The 16,358-nt window shown below is 48.3% G+C and carries 19 protein-coding genes; 7 read left to right on the plus strand and 12 right to left on the minus strand.

Features of this window, described 5'->3' with window-relative positions:
• Positions 1 to 164 precede the first annotated feature (164 nt).
• Together H6F93_RS35910 and H6F93_RS22785 are read right to left on the minus strand one after the other, a co-directional pair.
• Positions 165 to 431 carry a hypothetical protein gene (locus tag H6F93_RS35910; RefSeq protein WP_524537999.1) on the minus strand — a complete coding sequence of 89 codons (267 nt, stop codon included), beginning with the start codon at positions 429 to 431 and terminating at the stop codon, positions 165 to 167.
• Between the two features lie 69 nt (positions 432 to 500).
• On the minus strand, positions 501 to 821 hold the full coding sequence (locus H6F93_RS22785; RefSeq protein WP_190685761.1) for a thioredoxin family protein: 321 nt from the start codon (positions 819 to 821) through the stop codon (positions 501 to 503).
• A gap of 184 nt (positions 822 to 1,005) precedes the next feature.
• Here H6F93_RS22785 and H6F93_RS22790 point away from each other — a divergent pair, with 184 nt between their 5' ends.
• Positions 1,006 to 1,671 (plus strand): hypothetical protein, encoded by a 666-nt coding sequence (locus H6F93_RS22790; protein WP_190685765.1) that lies wholly within the window; start codon positions 1,006 to 1,008, stop codon positions 1,669 to 1,671.
• Here the strand turns inward: H6F93_RS22790 and H6F93_RS22795 are convergent.
• Positions 1,664 to 1,996: a winged helix-turn-helix transcriptional regulator gene (locus H6F93_RS22795; RefSeq protein WP_190685768.1), complete on the minus strand. Its 333-nt coding sequence runs from the start codon at positions 1,994 to 1,996 to the stop codon at positions 1,664 to 1,666. The two genes, H6F93_RS22790 and H6F93_RS22795, sit on opposite strands and share 8 nt — an antisense overlap.
• A 116-nt stretch (positions 1,997 to 2,112) precedes the next feature.
• Here H6F93_RS22795 and H6F93_RS22800 point away from each other — a divergent pair, with 116 nt between their 5' ends.
• Together H6F93_RS22800 and H6F93_RS22805 are read left to right on the plus strand one after the other, a co-directional pair.
• Positions 2,113 to 2,844, plus strand: coding sequence for an SDR family oxidoreductase (locus tag H6F93_RS22800; protein WP_190685771.1), 732 nt, complete (start codon positions 2,113 to 2,115; stop codon positions 2,842 to 2,844).
• Between the two features lie 93 nt (positions 2,845 to 2,937).
• Positions 2,938 to 3,228 carry a type II toxin-antitoxin system Phd/YefM family antitoxin gene (locus H6F93_RS22805; RefSeq protein ID WP_190685776.1) on the plus strand — a complete coding sequence of 97 codons (291 nt, stop codon included), beginning with the start codon at positions 2,938 to 2,940 and terminating at the stop codon, positions 3,226 to 3,228.
• Positions 3,229 to 3,594: 366 nt separating this feature from the next.
• On the opposite strand, the gene H6F93_RS22810 is transcribed toward H6F93_RS22805, so the two are convergent.
• On the minus strand, positions 3,595 to 4,800 hold the full coding sequence (locus H6F93_RS22810) for a phosphoglycerate kinase (protein ID WP_190685779.1): 1,206 nt from the start codon (positions 4,798 to 4,800) through the stop codon (positions 3,595 to 3,597).
• 287 nt (positions 4,801 to 5,087) lie between these two features.
• On the opposite strand from H6F93_RS22810, the gene H6F93_RS22815 reads away from it, so the two are divergent.
• Together H6F93_RS22815 and ylqF are read left to right on the plus strand one after the other, a co-directional pair.
• Positions 5,088 to 5,495: a universal stress protein gene (locus tag H6F93_RS22815; protein ID WP_190685782.1), complete on the plus strand. Its 408-nt coding sequence runs from the start codon at positions 5,088 to 5,090 to the stop codon at positions 5,493 to 5,495.
• A gap of 75 nt (positions 5,496 to 5,570) precedes the next feature.
• Entirely contained in the window at positions 5,571 to 6,431 is an 861-nt protein-coding gene (gene ylqF, locus H6F93_RS22820; RefSeq protein ID WP_190685785.1) for a ribosome biogenesis GTPase YlqF, read from the plus strand.
• A 4-nt stretch (positions 6,432 to 6,435) separates the two neighbouring features.
• Here ylqF and H6F93_RS22825 read toward each other — a convergent pair whose 3' ends face one another.
• The 4 genes from H6F93_RS22825 to H6F93_RS22840 all read right to left on the minus strand — a co-directional run bounded on the left by H6F93_RS22825 (position 6,436) and on the right by H6F93_RS22840 (position 9,000).
• Entirely contained in the window at positions 6,436 to 6,819 is a 384-nt protein-coding gene (locus tag H6F93_RS22825) for a hypothetical protein (protein ID WP_190685789.1), read from the minus strand.
• Between the two features lie 60 nt (positions 6,820 to 6,879).
• A complete protein-coding gene (locus H6F93_RS22830) occupies positions 6,880 to 7,278 on the minus strand; it encodes a hypothetical protein (RefSeq protein WP_190685792.1) in 399 nt (132 codons plus the stop codon).
• Positions 7,275 to 7,940 carry a hypothetical protein gene (locus tag H6F93_RS22835; RefSeq protein WP_190685795.1) on the minus strand — a complete coding sequence of 222 codons (666 nt, stop codon included), beginning with the start codon at positions 7,938 to 7,940 and terminating at the stop codon, positions 7,275 to 7,277. Before H6F93_RS22835 ends, H6F93_RS22830 begins: the two co-directional genes overlap by 4 nt.
• A gap of 568 nt (positions 7,941 to 8,508) precedes the next feature.
• Entirely contained in the window at positions 8,509 to 9,000 is a 492-nt protein-coding gene (locus tag H6F93_RS22840) for a hypothetical protein (RefSeq protein ID WP_190685798.1), read from the minus strand.
• Between the two features lie 358 nt (positions 9,001 to 9,358).
• On the opposite strand from H6F93_RS22840, the gene H6F93_RS22845 reads away from it, so the two are divergent.
• Together H6F93_RS22845 and H6F93_RS22850 are read left to right on the plus strand one after the other, a co-directional pair.
• A complete protein-coding gene (locus tag H6F93_RS22845; RefSeq protein ID WP_190646870.1) occupies positions 9,359 to 10,978 on the plus strand; it encodes a 2-isopropylmalate synthase in 1,620 nt (539 codons plus the stop codon).
• 144 nt (positions 10,979 to 11,122) lie between these two features.
• Positions 11,123 to 11,827: an SDR family oxidoreductase gene (locus tag H6F93_RS22850; RefSeq protein ID WP_190685801.1), complete on the plus strand. Its 705-nt coding sequence runs from the start codon at positions 11,123 to 11,125 to the stop codon at positions 11,825 to 11,827.
• Between the two features lie 34 nt (positions 11,828 to 11,861).
• Here H6F93_RS22850 and H6F93_RS22855 read toward each other — a convergent pair whose 3' ends face one another.
• The 4 genes from H6F93_RS22855 to H6F93_RS22870 all read right to left on the minus strand — a co-directional run bounded on the left by H6F93_RS22855 (position 11,862) and on the right by H6F93_RS22870 (position 16,357).
• Positions 11,862 to 12,491 (minus strand): FMN-binding negative transcriptional regulator, encoded by a 630-nt coding sequence (locus tag H6F93_RS22855; RefSeq protein WP_190685806.1) that lies wholly within the window; start codon positions 12,489 to 12,491, stop codon positions 11,862 to 11,864.
• A 49-nt stretch (positions 12,492 to 12,540) separates the two neighbouring features.
• A complete protein-coding gene (locus H6F93_RS22860) occupies positions 12,541 to 14,394 on the minus strand; it encodes a WD40 repeat domain-containing serine/threonine-protein kinase (protein WP_190685809.1) in 1,854 nt (617 codons plus the stop codon).
• Positions 14,395 to 14,498: 104 nt separating this feature from the next.
• Entirely contained in the window at positions 14,499 to 15,524 is a 1,026-nt protein-coding gene (gene ltaE, locus H6F93_RS22865) for a low-specificity L-threonine aldolase (protein WP_190685812.1), read from the minus strand.
• Between the two features lie 14 nt (positions 15,525 to 15,538).
• A complete protein-coding gene (locus tag H6F93_RS22870) occupies positions 15,539 to 16,357 on the minus strand; it encodes an ABC transporter permease (protein WP_190685815.1) in 819 nt (272 codons plus the stop codon).
• Position 16,358: the final 1 nt, after the last annotated feature.

A 16,358-nucleotide genomic window follows, 5' to 3' on the forward strand; every position in this document is an offset into this window, starting at 1 on the left:
AGCGTTATACTCAGACCAGTTGCGGATACGGTAGCTCATTGCTGTGAAGGTTTGTTGGTGGTACTTCAAACCTATCACCTCGCCTATCCGCAACTCCTCCATGCAACAACGCCTTAGTTTTACATAAAGTGCCCCAAGGAAGACTAACTTGCACACCTCCTGCATCATTCCGCATTGCTACTTTTCAATTTTGCATTGCTCCTGAGTTGTTTTGCATTGCTCCTGAGTTGTTTTGCATTGCTCCTGAGTTGTTTTGCATTGCTCCTGAGTTGTTTTGCATTGCTCCTGAGTTGTTTTGCATTGCTCCTGAGTTGTTTTGCATTGCTCCTGAGTTGTTTTGCACTGCAACTTAATGATTCTGCGCTGCAACTCAGGAATTCTGCAAGGTTCCTAAAGGTGTAGGTTAGGTGAAGCAAAGCAGAACCCAACATTTATCTGGATTCTGTTGGGTTCCGCATTCGCTTCACCCAACCTACGCAAGCCTCTGTGTTTTGTATTCTTTACTCAGCAGCAACCTGACTCAAAACTTCTTGAAGCTTTGTGCGAAACTCACCTTTAGGATGTCCGCCCTTGACTTCACCCAGAATCTTGAAATCTCCTTCAGGTGAATCGCAGACCAGATAGGTGGGCCATCCCATTTCTGCTTTGTCAGGATATTGAGTGAGTAAAATCTTGCGATATTTGCGGTAGGTTGCCGTGTCCTGCATCTTCACGCTGACAAACTGTAGCCCCAACTCTTCTGCTACCTTTTGATCATAAAAGGACATCTTGTGGCAAATGCCGCAGTCCTCAGAGGAAAATTTGATTACCGCTCGATCCATGTGCTTTGACTCCGAAGCTTCAAAAACTGAGTTAATTTCAACTTGATCAAGATTGGCAAGGATTTAAAAGTATCGCAACCGAATTTAGCAAAGTGCTACATTTGGTCGTATCTGAGTCGCTAACGAAAAGATGCTGCACCTTAAACCTGTTGGACGGTCTGTGCTTGTCACATGGAGAAGCAGCTTGCCAGCAATTTCCTTGCTCGTCCTTTTTGCGTTATCAACTTTAGGCTGTGCTTCATCTCGTGTTGAATCTGCTGACTTCCAGGGAGATCCTCAAGCAGTGGTCAGTTCTGAGTATGCCTGTCCTAACGGAGAGGGAGCAAGTGTATTTGAAACTCGCCCCTGGAAAAAGGGTGTGGTTGTGGTGTACGAAGTTCGGTGTGACGATTCAGAACACTTATTAGGACACAGCGTTTTTAGGCAAGTTAGAGATGGATGGAAATTGATTGACAGGAAGACATCTAACATTTCTACAGAAGAATTCTCGACTACTGGAACATTAGTAGATTACTATTTCAGCGGAATAGATGATTTCAGTGTGAGCTTTGTAGATCAGCTTCAAGAATTTATCCCTCACTCACTAAGGCGTGAACGAATTCGACCCAAACATTACTATGGTGTTTACGGTCGAATTCTCTCCCCTGAAGTCGCTGCTGTAGAAGCAACATTCGACACCGGAGAAACTTTGCGCGATCAGGGAAATGGAGGTATGTTTGCGCTAACCTCATTTCGAGCAGCCGAGATCTGTGAGTTCAGAGTTTTGGGTGCTAACGATCAAGTTTTGCAGCATGATAGTAGTTTGATACAACTAATTGGTGCAGAGAGACAGTCCTCGTGCTCTAGATAAGCTCTAACCGTTTCAAATGCCGCTCACCCCAGTTGCAGAGCGTTTGCAAAACAGGTTCGAGACTTCTGCCGTACTCGGTGAAGGAGTATTCCACTTTAGGAGGCACTTCTGAAAAAACGGTACGGTTAACTAATCCATCGCTCTCTAATTCCCGCAGTTGTTGAACTAGCATCTTCTCAGTAATTTCAGGAATGAGTCGCTTGAGTTCGCTATAACGTCTGTCATTATCCTTTAAGTGCCACAAAATTAGAAGTTTCCACTTGCCCCCTAAGACCTTCAAGGTTGTCTGGACAAATAGGGTTCCTTCAGTCTGATTCTCCTGCATTGGCATCCTCTCGTCTAACACTGGCAGCAACTTACAAAAAAGTAAGTACTTCCAAAAAAGTTAGTGGAAGTATACCTTGATGAAGGTTGATGATCAGTTACTAAAAGGAATCCTCTATGCCATTGCAAGGAAAGGTTGCGATTGTCACAGGTTCGTCACGGGGAATTGGACGGGCGATCGCCCAACGGCTAGGACACGACGGGGCAAACGTCGTCGTCACCTACAGCGGCAACCGCGACAAAGTAGAAGAAGTGGTTTCAACCATTGAGGCAAGTGGTGCAAAAGCAACAGCAATTCAAGTGGATGTGCGAAAGCTTGAGGATGTAAGGAGCCTATTTCAAAAGGCGATCGAACACTTTGGCAAAGTAGATATTTTAGTCAACAATGCGGCTGGAAAAAACATCTTTAAGCCCACGGCTGAAATGACCGTCGAAGAGTATGACAGCATGTTCGACATTACTCGCGGAGTCTACTTTACTCTTCAACAGGCAGCTCAACACTTAGCGGATGGCGGGCGAATTATCAGCATCTCCACCAGTGGCACGGTGATGGCAATTCCCACGGGAGGCGCGTATGCCGGAGCTAAAGCGGCGATCGAGCAATTTAGTGCAGGTTTGGCAAAAGAACTGGGCGCAAGAGGCATCACCGTGAATACCGTTTCTCCCGGTGTAACCAACACAGATGGTCTTGTTTTGGATCAAGCTCAAGTCGATCAGCTGATTGCTCAAACTCCATTAGGACGGCTGGGTCAACCTACAGATGTAGCCGATGCCGTAGCAATGTTAGTTTCAGACGAGGCTCGTTGGATCACCGGACAACACATCCGCGCCAACGGTGGAATTGTCTAGAACTCATCAGATCAGGGACTATGTATTGATTCTTCTGCCCTTCGCTATACTCCATACAATTGAGGTAGCCATCCAAATAGCCATCGCCGCTCTATGTCTGACCTCAGCGTTCAATATTCTATCGTGCAAGCTAGCGATCGCCTCCCCGAACTTGTTGATCAAGCCGAACAGGGAACTCCTATTGAGTTGACTCGACACGGCAAGCGCGTTTCGGTCATTCTCTCGGCAGAGGAGTACGACCGAATGTTTTCCCAAAAAGGAGATTTTGGGCGATCGCTAGCAGCATTTCGCCACCGCTTGGAGGTAGAGAACATTGATATTGATCCAGATGAGGTATTTAAAGATGTGCGGGACAAATCTCCTGGACGCGAGGTTAACTTGTGACAGGTCTGTAATCCTTCCCTATGATGTGGATGCAGCTCAGTGGCACGGTGCTGAGCGATCGCGCCTCGCCCAACTAGAACGCACTTCCACCCTATCTGGATGGGCAGATTGCGGCAATTGCGACTGTGCCTAATCTGGTGTTAGTTACAAACAACACGACAGACTACAGCGATTTTCAAGAACTGCGACTGGAAAACTGGTTTATTTCCTAAGACAGGGGCAAACAATTGTTTGCCCCTACGAGTGTGAAACCTCGCTCAAGATTCCTTGAGCATGAATTAAATAAAGTGCGGTATTTCGGTTAGGAGCTTGGCAATGCCAAGCCCCTACAGCAGAGGAACTACGCAGTTCAATTAACTCACGTTCCTAAGCATCATCTAGAGCTGCGATGCCAGGAAGTTCCTTCCCTTCCAGCAGTTCCAGGCTGGCACCACCGCCAGTGGAAATGTGGCTCATCTGTTCAGCGACACCAACCTTTTCAACGGCTGCAACGGAGTCGCCGCCACCGATGATTGTGGTGACACCCTGAGGAGTCAAACCTGCTAGCGTATGGGCGATCGCCTCCGTTCCCTTGGCAAACTGGTCAAACTCAAACACACCCATTGGGCCATTCCAGATCACGCTCTTGCACTGAGTCAGCGCATCCTGAAACACTTTGATCGAGTCAGGACCGATATCTAGACCCATCCAGCCATCGGGAATGTTTTCAATGCTGACGGTTTGAGCGTTGGCATCAGGGGCAAAGTTATCAGCAACGACAACATCAGTGGGCAACAACAGGTCTACGCCCCGCTCTTTTGCCTTTGCTTCCAGCGTTTTGGCTAGCTCTAGTTTGTCTTCTTCAACCAGCGACTTACCAACGTTCAAACCCCGCGCTTTGTAGAAGGTGAAGATCATGCCGCCGCCGATTAGCAGTTTGTCTACCTTGTCGAGCAGCGTTTCGATCACGCCGATTTTGCTGGAAACTTTGGAGCCACCAATGATTGCCGCCAAGGGCTTCTTAGGATTCTCGATCGCATTCTGCAAATACTCCAGTTCCTTCTCGATCAGGAATCCGGCAACGGAAGGTTTCAGGTAGTGGGTCACACCTTCAGTCGAAGCATGGGCGCGGTGAGCAGTGCCAAAGGCATCGTTGACATACAGGTCAGCTACAGATGCTAATTTCTTAGCAAATTCAGGGTCGTTCTTTTCCTCTTCGGCATAAAAGCGGACGTTTTCTAATAGCGCTACCTGTCCAGGCTGCATCGCTGCAACGGTGCTAGCAACTTCGTCACCAATGCAGTCGTCGCATTTGATCACGGGTTGACCGAGCAGTTGAGAAAGGCGATCGCTTACCGGGGTAAGCCTCATGCTGTCTACGACCTTGCCCTTGGGACGACCAAAGTGGCTGGTCAAAATCACCTTAGCTTGCTTTGAAATCAGGTCTTGAATCGTTGGCAGAGCCGCCCGGATGCGCGTGTCATCCGTGATGTTGCCCTGATCATCCAACGGGACATTAAAATCGGCTCTGACTAACACGCGCTTGCCTGATAAATCAGATGCCGACAAATTTGCTACAGATTTCTTTGACACCGCAAGAACCCCCTAATGAGTCTTTATACCTATTAATTAGATTAGCGGTTAACAGCCAGCAGTTAATAGTAAACTGCGAGTTTTTTTGATGGTGCGCTTCCAGTCGTTAGCTTTTTCTAAAGGATCTGGTATTTAGTTCACAACTCCTTCACACTAGAGGTGCAGGAATCGGCGGATCACTAGATTGCTCTAGCTTTATTGCTGAAGCTAACGGCTAAAAGCGAATTGCTAACTGCTCTCTACGCCGTCCACATTTTACCGGAGTCTGCACCCCAGAGAGGTATGACATGTTTAAGACAGTTTTATTTCCAATTGATCAAACCCGCGAATCGCGGCAGGCGGCTGAAGTGGTCGCCAATGTTGTAAAAACCTATAGCAGTCGGCTAATTATTCTATCTGTAGTAGAAATTCCCGAAGAAGGAGAGTCCACTAACCCAGAGATGACCTCGGCAGCGGCGATCGCCAAGCTGCTAGAAGATGCCAAAACTCTATTTCAATCCGAGGGAATTAATTCTGAAACGATCGAGCGTCAGGGCAAACCTGCCTTTACCATCTGCGACGTTGCCGACGAAATCGAGGCTGACCTGATCATCATGGGCTGTCGGGGCATCGGTCTGACAGAGGAAGGCGTGACCGATAGCGTCAGCAATCGGGTGATCAACCTATCGCCCTGCCCCGTGCTGGTTGTTCCGTAAACGGAAAAGCTTCTACCATCGTAGGGGCGAACAATCGTTCGCCCTACCAGTTCACCGTTAGGCACGATAGAGGTTATGACTTCACCAGCAATCCAGTGGTATCCAGGGCACATTGCCAAGGCTGAAAGGGCGCTCCTGGAACAGCTCAAGCGAGTCGATGTGGTGCTGGAAGTGCGAGATGCGCGAATTCCGCTAACGACTTGTCATCCGCAGGCTGTCCAATGGATCGGTAATAAAGAGAAGGTGCTGGTACTGAATCGGGTGGACATGATTCCGCTTGTGGCTCAGCAAAAGTGGACAAGCTGGTTTCAGCAGCAGGGAGAACAGCCCTATTTCACCAATGCTCAGCACGGCAAAGGAATTGCAGCTGTGTCTCAGGCAGCACAGGCAGCAGGCGAGAAGATGAACCAGCGGCGGCGCGATCGCGGCATGTTACCCCGACCCGTTCGTGCCGTTGTCATCGGCTTCCCTAACGTCGGCAAATCTGCCCTGATCAACCGTCTGCTGAACAAACGAGTTGTTGAAAGTGCCCGTCGCCCCGGTGTCACCCGTCAACTCCGCTGGATTCGCATCTCCGAGCAGCTTGACCTGCTCGACGCGCCCGGTGTCTTGCCCTCGTTGCTCAAGGATCAGGAAGCAGCACTGAAGCTTGCCATTTGTGACGACATCGGCGAAGCAGCCTATGATAATCAGCGAGTTGCCGCAGCACTAATCGATTTGCTGAAACATCTGCAAGTTAAAAACCCTGAAGCCGTACCAGGAAATCCGCTTCTGGATCGCTATAGCCTTGACCCCGCTCACCTGACCGGAGAAAGCTATCTTGTAGCGCTAGCCGATTCTCGTCATCAGGGTGATATAGAGCGTACTGCCCGGCAAATGTTAAACGATTTCCGTAAGGGGATACTGGGGGCGATCGCTCTGGAGATTCCTCTCTAAAGTTCTAAGTATTGCTAGTTCTAAATCTCCAAACCTGGAAAGGCAAGCTAACTGTCACAAAGATGGCAATAAACCAGATATAGCCGATCCAAGTAAGCTCTCCATTAAACAACAAGTATCTGATGAGCGTTGCAACAGCTAGAGGCACAAGAAATGGAACCATGCTTTTCAGAAAGCCCTGTGGTGGCAAAAGGCGCATGTGTAGGGATGCGAGAAAAATGGTGGTTGCAATGCAGGCATAGTCTATCCAGTCAATCTCTCTATTCCTAGAACTGTCTATCAGAAAACCGATGACAAGGAATAAAAACACTGAAGGTACAGCTTTTCTTAAAGAGGAGACTACAAGATTTCTGACATCGTTCATGGCACCTGCTGCAACTCGTTGCACCCATTCTAATCAAAACTCCTAGGGAATACTTCTGGGTGCGATCGCGGAAAAAGCCAAAACTCAATTGAGGGAGGCTTTACGTTTTCCCTCAGCGCGGTGAGTTAACGTCTTCAAGTATGCTTCAGCTTCATCAAGTAAGGCGTGACTGTCGTGCTGCAACGATTGCTCATCTTGTTGCATATCTTGCAGTTCAATTAAGCCCTCATTTAGTCGCTCATTCAGAGCAGCAGCTTTTTCATCTTCTTGTTTCCAGCGTCTTTCTGCGGCAGCAACCTCAGCCTGCAACTCATCAGCTTTAACAGTCTGGGTTTTCGCTTGTAGAAAATGGAGTACTTGCATCCATGATGCTGTTTTACGTAAGTCTAAGGAATTGAACTCCTTGAACTTACGTTTAAGCGCTTGAGTGGTGTCAACTTGAGCTAACACATAGACTTGTTGTTTCAGTTCAGCAATTTTCACGGCTGATTACGGCTTTCCAATTCTTTAATGTAAGCTTCCAGTTCTTTGACGCGAGTTTCTAGCTCTACAATACGACGCTGTTTGCGATTGTTGCTAGCAGTGAGTCCACCAACTCGTCCACGCATCTGATAAGAGAGAGCTTTTGAGGCTTCGGATTCAGCAATTTTGCGCTCTAGCTCCTCCTGAAAAGAGATATTGCGTTCCTCCAAAAGTTCGAGGCTGAGTTTCTGCGATTCGACCTGCTTTAGCGCTAGTGCGTTTTCCTGCTCAAGCTGCTGGATTCGGCTATTGCCTAACTTGAGTGCATCCATCAACCGCTGGATCAGGCTGCGGTCTTTATGCCTTCCTCTCTGTAGCTCAGTAATTTCGTCTTTGCTCTGTTTGTAGCCCTGTTCGAGCCGTTGAATTTTCTGTTCACGGACTCTAGCCCTTTGTTGTTGAACAAGTGTGGTACAGGCGCTTTTGATAATCCAGTATGCAACTTCTCGATCAGATTCGTCTAAAGCTTTAAACTCTGCTGAATTAAGCAGTTCATCATAATTGGTTGCTTCATGCCGCAGCTCGGCTACTTTAACGTATCCTATTTTAGATAACGGTTTAGCATTAACAATGCAAGCTTTATCGTTCCAGTACTGTGCTAGCTCTGACTCTCTGTAATCCACTGGTTGTTCTACCTCAAAAACATCGATAAATTTAGGTTTGTTTTTTAGAAAATTTTCTAGCTAAAATTGTGCCTGATTGGGGACGGTTCTCTACTCTGACTAATGCTTATTTATCCAGATAATTACATACGCCTCACATGCTTTTTATGTTGGAACGTAAGTTCGCTGACAAGCTCTTAAATAGAGTGATTAAGGTCACATCTTGAATGGGATTACTATCTACAGCCCTGGTTTGAATGAATGTATGAGTCAACGTGTTCAAGCTACTTAACGATCGCTCCTCTGTTTGACTAAGCTCAGCAACAAGCTGAGTAGATTCGATGACTGGCTGAGCTATGTTTAAATCAAGTTCAGTAGACTCTAAGCAAACTGGTTAAGGTTTAGAACTTCGTTCAGTAGATTTAAAGACTAGTCGAGCAAGCTAAAAGACTAGCTGAGTAGTTTCTAAGATTAATCGAGCAAGTTAAAAGACTAGTTGAGCAGTGTTTGAAACTAGTCGAGCAGGCTAAAAGACTAGCTGAGTAGTGATTGCACCTACTCGACCCCGTTCAAACACAACTCAACCTCTCTACACAGTGCCTGAAGCGAAGGTTTTGTCTGATTTAGGACGGCGATTGCCCATTGCCTTAAATCTCTCGCCCAGTTGGTCAGCTACGCTTTTCAATCCGGGGGTATGTTTTGCGGCTGTTTTCACATAGTCATAAACTAGTAAACTGCTCGCCATCGACTCGCTTCCTACTGCTACTAGCGTATCGTCTACCTTTTCTGTCAATTGTTCTAACAGACTCAAGATTTCAGTCAGCGCCACCATCAGCTGATAATCTTTGGCAAACTCTGCAATGTCAAAGTTGGCAGGCACGATTTCTGAGTTGTTCTGCGTCACGCTCAAGCTGTTGTTGACAAACGCTAGACTTTTGTCGCCCATCTTAAAGCGTTTACGCCGCTCGTCTGTTGTGAGGTTAACTAAGAACGGCATGTTGGTTTGAATGGTTGCGATCGCCGTTTTAATTTCCTTGAGCTTTTCGTCCGTAAGCGTAGCGCTAATGTTCTGATAAGGCATGAATAGGCTCCCTTTGAATCAATGTAATGGGTGAACGTGTAGCGTAGTTCTAATCTGAAAGCACGCCACGCTACCCGTTTAGAGTTCCCATTAACAACAATTTGGAACAGCGCTATGATTTTCAGCTTTACCTTAAAAGCTTTAGATGAGGGAGAAAAAGTGAAGAGGACATAGACGTCAAAGCATCTGGAATTTCGACCTTTAAGCTAGCAATCGGTTTAATAGAATAATTCGGTAGGTGCGTAACATCTTCCAAATTTCGGAAGCCGTTAACGTGGATAGGAGCAGGTACTAGAATATCTAAATACTGTTCTAGTACGATCGCCTTTTAGCACTACTCATCCACTCGTCAACCTCTATGAAATTCCAACCTCAGCCAGATCGCGTTCTGATTTTTGATACCACTCTACGTGATGGGGAGCAGTCTCCGGGTGCAACTCTGAATGTGGAAGAGAAGCTGACGATCGCCCGTCAACTGGCGCGACTGGGGGTAGACATCATTGAAGCGGGGTTTCCGTTTGCCAGTCCGGGCGACTTCGAAGCGGTAAACCGAATTGCTGAAAACGTTGGAACGGAAGACGGTCCGGTGATTTGCGGCTTAGCCAGAGCGACGCGCAGCGACATTGAAACGGCAGCAAAAGCGCTTCAGCCTGCGGTGCATCGTCGGATTCATACGTTTATTGCTACGTCTGACATTCACCTGGAGTTTAAGCTGAAGAAATCACGCAAAGAAGTGCTAGAAATTGCGCCAGAAATGGTTGCCTATGCCAAATCATTTGTGGATGATGTAGAGTTTTCACCCGAAGATGCGGGTCGCTCTGACCCGGAGTTTTTGTATGAAGTGCTGGAACGGGCGATCGCCGCTGGTGCAACTACAGTCAACATTCCCGATACGGTTGGCTACACGATGCCGTCGGAGTTCGGAGCGCTAATTAAAGGCATCAAGGAAAACGTTCCCAACATTGACCAGGCAATTATTTCCGTTCATGGGCATGACGACCTGGGCGTAGCGGTTGCCAGTTTCCTGGAAGCGGTCAAGAATGGGGCGCGGCAGCTTGAATGCACGATCAACGGCATCGGCGAACGGGCAGGCAACGCAGCGCTAGAAGAATTGGTGATGGCAATGCATGTGCGGCGGCAGTACTTTAACCCATTCTTGGGTCGTCCGGCGGATTCTGAAGCCCCACTGACGAATATCGATACTCGCCAAATCTACAAGACTTCCCGGTTAGTTTCTAACCTGACAGGAATGTTGGTGCAGCCGAATAAGGCGATCGTCGGTGCAAATGCTTTTGCTCATGAGTCGGGCATTCACCAGGATGGCGTGTTAAAGCACAAACTCACCTACGAAATCATGGACGCTCAGTCGATTGGGCTGACGGATAACCAGATTGTCTTGGGTAAGCATTCAGGACGTAATGCCTTCCGCACTCGCTTAAAAGAATTGGGCTTTGAACTGGCAGATCAGGAGCTAAATAAAGCCTTCCTGCGGTTTAAGGAGTTAGGCGACAAGAAGAAAGAAGTCACCGACTGGGATCTAGAGGCGATCGTGAATGACGAGATCCAGCAGTCACCAGAAATGTTTCGACTGGAGCGGGTGCAGGTTTCCTGTGGCGACCATGCCTGCCCGACTGCGACGGTGTCCCTTCGCACTCCCGATGGTCAAGAGTTAACCGACGCGGCGATCGGCACGGGACCAGTCGATGCAGTGTACAAGGCAATTAACCGCGTGGTTGAGATTCCGAATGAGCTAATTGAGTTTTCGGTGCAGTCGGTCACCGCTGGGATTGATGCGATCGGGGAAGTGACGATTCGGCTCCGGTATGAGGGACGGCTCTTTTCGGGACATGCTGCTAATACAGACATCATTGTTGCCTCGGCTCAGGCTTACATGAATGCGCTTAATCGCCTCTATGGGGCGTTACAGCACGGCAACTCGTTGCATCCTCAGCATGGCGAAGTGGAGGCACTGCGTTAATTCTAGGCTACGTACAGCTTGATATCGTTGCTAGAAATTTAGAGCTCTTGCGTGAATGGTAGCGTGGCGGAGTTGCGCTACCACTCACGCAGAAAAAAGTGATTCATGCAGGAGTCCTATGGAGCAGAATTGGAGATTAATTAGATGACGCAAGCACAGCGAATTGCAATCGTGACTGGCGCAAATCGTGGCATTGGACTGGAAGTTGTACGCCAGCTTGCTCACAAAGGCATGACCGTGATCTTAGGGTCGCGTGATTTAGAGAAAGGAACAGCGGCAGCAGCAAAACTAGCAGATGAAGGACTCCAGGTAATTCCTCGCCATCTAAATGTTACCGATCCTGACAGTATTGCCCAGCTTGCAACTCAGGTAGAGCAGGAGTTTGGGCGATTGGATGTGTTAGTTAACAACGCAGGCATCCTATACGACACTTGGCAGCAAGCGAGTAACGCAAACCTTGATACAGTGCAGGAGGCGATCGCCACCAACACCTTTGGACCCTGGCGAATGTGTAAAGCATTTGTGCCGTTGCTGCGTCGGAGTCAGCAGGGCCGGATCGTCAACGTTTCTAGTGAAGCGGGATCTCTCACCAGCATGGGTGGCACTGCGCCAGCTTACAGCGTTTCTAAAACCGCACTCAATGCCTTCACTCGCACCCTAGCAGCTGAGCTGAAAGGCTCTGGAATTTTGGTCAACTCAATCTGTCCGGGTTGGGTCGCGACTGATATGGGTGGCGCAGGCGGACGACCTGTTGAAGATGGCGCTGCAAGTATAGTTTGGGGGGTAATGCTGCCTGACAATGGACCTACAGGTGGGTTCTTTCGCGATGGCAAACCGTTGCCCTGGTAATGGTGTGAGGCGATCGCTGACCAATAAGGCTTGGTTAATCATCCATTGAAAGATTTTGTCTTATTTCCTCACCCACAGCAGAAATAACTGGATCTGAACTTTGCAATAGTGCCGCTGACACCGTTTCTTGATCGGTTTGGCTACGGTTTTGACTCAGCTTGTACTTCCCTTCTAGACGAGTCACCGTCATCTCAAAGCCGATGATGCCATTCATCATGCCCTGCCGATAGCCATCTGATAAACCATGCCAGTGAGATTTGTAGTCCGCCTCATAGGTGTCTATCATCTCGTCGATCATCTGGTCCATTGATTCGGGTGAATGGTTGAGTGTAATAACTTTGGGAATACCATAAGCATGAACTGCAATATAGTTCCAGGTTGGGACATTCTCATGTTTTTCGTACAGAGCAGGAGAGATATAAGCGTGCGCTCCAGTAAAGATAGCTAGCGATTCAACTGTTTCAAAGGCTTGCCATTGGGGATTCGGCTTTGCTAGATGACCAATGAGTTGAATTACATCTTCCTGCACCTTAACCACAAGAGGAACATGTGAAGCATAAGGTACACCCTCTACAATCGATACCAACGTGGCAAAACTGTTGGCTTTCATAAAAGCAACTAGTTTATCAACATTGTCTTCTTGAAAAGCGGTAGGTCTATACATAACGGTTGGTTTTCAGATGGAAATGGTACTACACAAGACTTTGTTATCTCTAATCACATCGCCATAGTCTAATCGTTTTGTCGCTGCTGCAAGTGGCGAGTAATTTTCCATCGGGGCTAAACGCAATTCCATTAATCCAACTTGAGTGACCGCTAAGCTGTTGGGGTTGAGTTCCGCTGTAAACGTTCCAGATTTTGATTGTGTGGTTTTCACTGGCGCTAGCGAGAGTTTGTCCATCAGGGCTAATGCAGGCTGGATGCGGGCAATTGGGCTGATCAACGAGGGCGCGAAAGTGCTGTCCACTCCAAAAGTTCCACAGTTTAATCTCACAGTCCCAACCGCCCGTTGCGAGAAAGCGACTGTTGGGGCTAAAGCTGATCGAGTTAATGGTATTAGCGTAGCCGCGCAGAGTACGAAGTTCTTGCCTGTTGGCAATGTCCCAGAGCTTAACGGTTTTGTCAAAACTGCTGCTGGCAAGAATTTTACCATTGGGGCTGAAAGCAATAAAATTCACCAGTCCATTATGTCCCTGTAGAATGTGTGGACTGTGGTGGTCGCCCACTGTCCACAGCTTTATCGTCCTATCAGAACTGCCGCTGGCGATCACGTTCCCGTCAGGGCTAAAGGCGATCGCATTCGACACAAACGGATACTCATTAAAACTCTGAAGTGACTTACCCGTCTGTAAGTCCCACAGTTTTACACTTTTATCCCAACTGCCCGTGGCAAAGGTTTTTCCATCGGGGCTACAAGCAACCGAGGAAATTAGATTAGAGTGTCCCGAGAACCAGCCCGGATAGTGAGTGCGAAATTCCTTCCCCGTGGAGGTGTGCCACAGTTTGATCAAGTTATCGCCACCGCCACTGATTAAAATTTGTCCGTCAGGGCTAAAGGCGATCGCATACACTTTTCCTTCATGCCCTTTGAGCGTGCGAACACAGCGCCAGTTTCCTTGAATTGTCGTAGGAAGCGTCTTAGATGCAGATTCAGCAAGGCTGAGCAGTTGTCCGGGAGCAGGCGCAGCAGAATCACTATTGAGCGCAAGCAATACTTCTCTGGGCGATCGCCACCTCTCTTTGAGAGAATTTTGCACCATTTTGTCGAGAATAGCAGCGAGGCGATCGCTCACCGCCTGATCTATCAAATATTGTCGCCAAACCCAGGCATCTTCACTCACATCAAATAGGTCAAAAGGCGACATCTGTGTGAGCAAATGCAAACAGGTGACACCCAGACTGTAAACATCGCTGGCAAAAATCGCCTTACCTCGTGTCTGCTCCGGTGCTGTGTATTCAGCGCTGCCGATCACCGTTCCTGTTCTCTCCAAGGCAGTTGCAGTAGCGTACTTGGCAGCGCCAAAATCAACCAGTACTAGCCTGTTATCTCGACGACGAATGATATTTTCTGGCTTAATGTCTCGGTGGATTACGCCACCCCGGTGAACAGATTGCAGTACGGGCAGCAAATCTTGCAGCAAGTTTATAATTTGTGGTTCTGAGAAGGGACCGTGTTCTGCCAGTTCATCAGCCAACGTTTGCCCTTCTACAAATTCTTGAATAATGTACTGCCGCTGGTCTTGCTCCAGGTAGGCATACAGTTTTGGAATCTGCGGATGCTCTACCTGCTCTAGTCGTGCTGCTTCGCGCTCAAACAGTTCTGCCGCTTTGGGTGCGTTTGCCTCACCCGCAGGGTGAAACTGCTTAACCACACACGTGGCAGACTGAGTTGCTGTTGTGCTGTACTCATCTTCCGCCAAAAAGGTTTTGCCAAACCCACCTTGACCAATTAGCCGAATTGCCCGATAGCGATCGCCCAGCAGCAACTCCGTTCCGCAATTCTGACAAAACCTGGCATCAACTGAGTTTTCAGGCTTTGGGCAATGAGGATTTAAGCAATGGCTCATAACGGCGATCGGTAGCAGCGTTCAATCCTAACTTCACCCATTTATAGCGAATCTGACTGATAGCTGGCGTAGTGGGGCGATCGCTTACCTACAAGCAATTAGGTCTACATGTTTATGGCAGATTCAATTGAACCTGGTACTTGTTGAATCTGCTCCTGGTTAACCATCAAATTTGTAACCGCTCTGATAGAGTTTGGACCGATCGCTAAAACGGCTACTCCCTTCTCTTTGAGCCGGTCTACCAATACTTGAGCTGAAATGGTTGGTGTATGAAACACCACAATGTTGGTTTGAACCTCTTCAGGAGCAATTTCAATCCCCTCAAGTTGAGCCAATCCTTCTGCCAAAATTTTGGCATTAATGTGGTCGTCCTGCAATCGTTCTCGATGATGTTTCAATGCATATAACGCTCCTGCTGCCAGTATTCCGGCTTGGCGCATTGCTCCACCAAACATTTTGCGGAAGCGGCGCGATCGCTCAATAAATTCTCTAGAGCCCGCCAATGCAGAACCAATCGGCGCGCCTAACCCTTTAGAAAAACAGACGCTTACCGTGTCAAAGGGTTGAGCATACTCTGCTTCAGAAATACCTGTGGCAACACAAGCGTTCCAAAGCCTTGCTCCGTCTAAATGAAGTTTAAGTTCCCGCTCCTGGCATACTTGAGCGATCGCCTGTATCTCAGAGAGTGGATAAATCCGTCCACCGCTACGATTGTGAGTGTTTTCTAGACAAACCAACTTGGTTCGTGGGAAATGCTCATCAGTAGGACGTAAAACTTTTGTTAAATCGCTAGCCGTAAAAAGCCCGTGATTGCCTGGGATCAAGCGACACATAACGCCTGACAACGCGGCAGGTGCGCCTCCTTCGTAGTAGTAAATGTGAGCTTGCGATTCTAGAATGACTTCATCTCCAGGCTCTGTGTGGGCGCGCAAAGCAATCTGGTTTGTCATGGTGCCAGAAGGCATGAAAACAGCCGCTTCTTTACCCAAAAGCTGCGCTACATAACTCTCCAGCGCTTTCACGGTTGGATCGTCACCCAGCACGTCATCGCCTACTTGAGCATGGGCGATCGCCTCTCGCATTGCTGGCGTGGGTTGAGTCACCGTATCGCTTCTGAGATCAATCATCATTAGTTTTTAGGGGTTCACTGCTGCTGGCGACGGGAAAAGAACTGGAAGGCAGCAAAGGCAATTCCAATGATACAAAATGAAAATACGGTTGTGACGGTTCCCAGGGCGTAAAGTGCTGGAGTCGTTACATTGGTAGTCATGCCAAAGATTTCCAGGGGCAGGGTGTTCCTACCGCCAGAGATTAGCGAGGTGCGGGTAAATTCGTCGTAGGAAAGGGTAAAGCCGAATAGCGCTACGCCGATCAGGCTGGGTGCGATTAACGGCAAAATGATTTCTTTGAATGCCTGCCATTCACTCGCACCTAAATCTCGTGCGGCTTCTTCATAGGATAAATTGAAGCGGTTAAACACGCCAATCATGATCAGGAAAGCAAAGGGCAGCGTCCAGGTGAGATGTCCTGCCAAACCAGAGGAATACCAGTTGGTTTCAATTCCTAGCAAGCTAAAAGCGATACCAATACCAAGGGAAACCAGAACACTGGGAACGATCAGGCTAGAGATGGTGAGATAAAAGATGACGCGCGAGCCGGGGAAGCGACGACGGAAGGCTAAACCTGCCATCAATCCAATTAAGACGGTGAGTGCCATGACCAGCAACCCCAGCAGGAGCGATCGCTGAAAGGCTGCACCAAAGTCGCCAATCCGCTGCTGTTGAAGAAATAGAGATTTGATCCAGTAAAAGCCAAAGCTGCGGACAGGAAAAGTGAGTGCCCCGTTTTGCCCCTGAAGTGACAGAGTGAAAATAGCGAACATCGGACCGTACATAAATAGGACGAATAGGGCAAAGAAGGCGGCGAGAATGTAGAAAGTGGGCGATCGCTTTTTCAGTCCCATA

Source organism: Leptolyngbya sp. FACHB-671 (assembly GCF_014695745.1).
In the GTDB taxonomy this organism is placed as follows: Bacteria; Cyanobacteriota; Cyanobacteriia; order Elainellales; family Elainellaceae; genus JAAUTN01.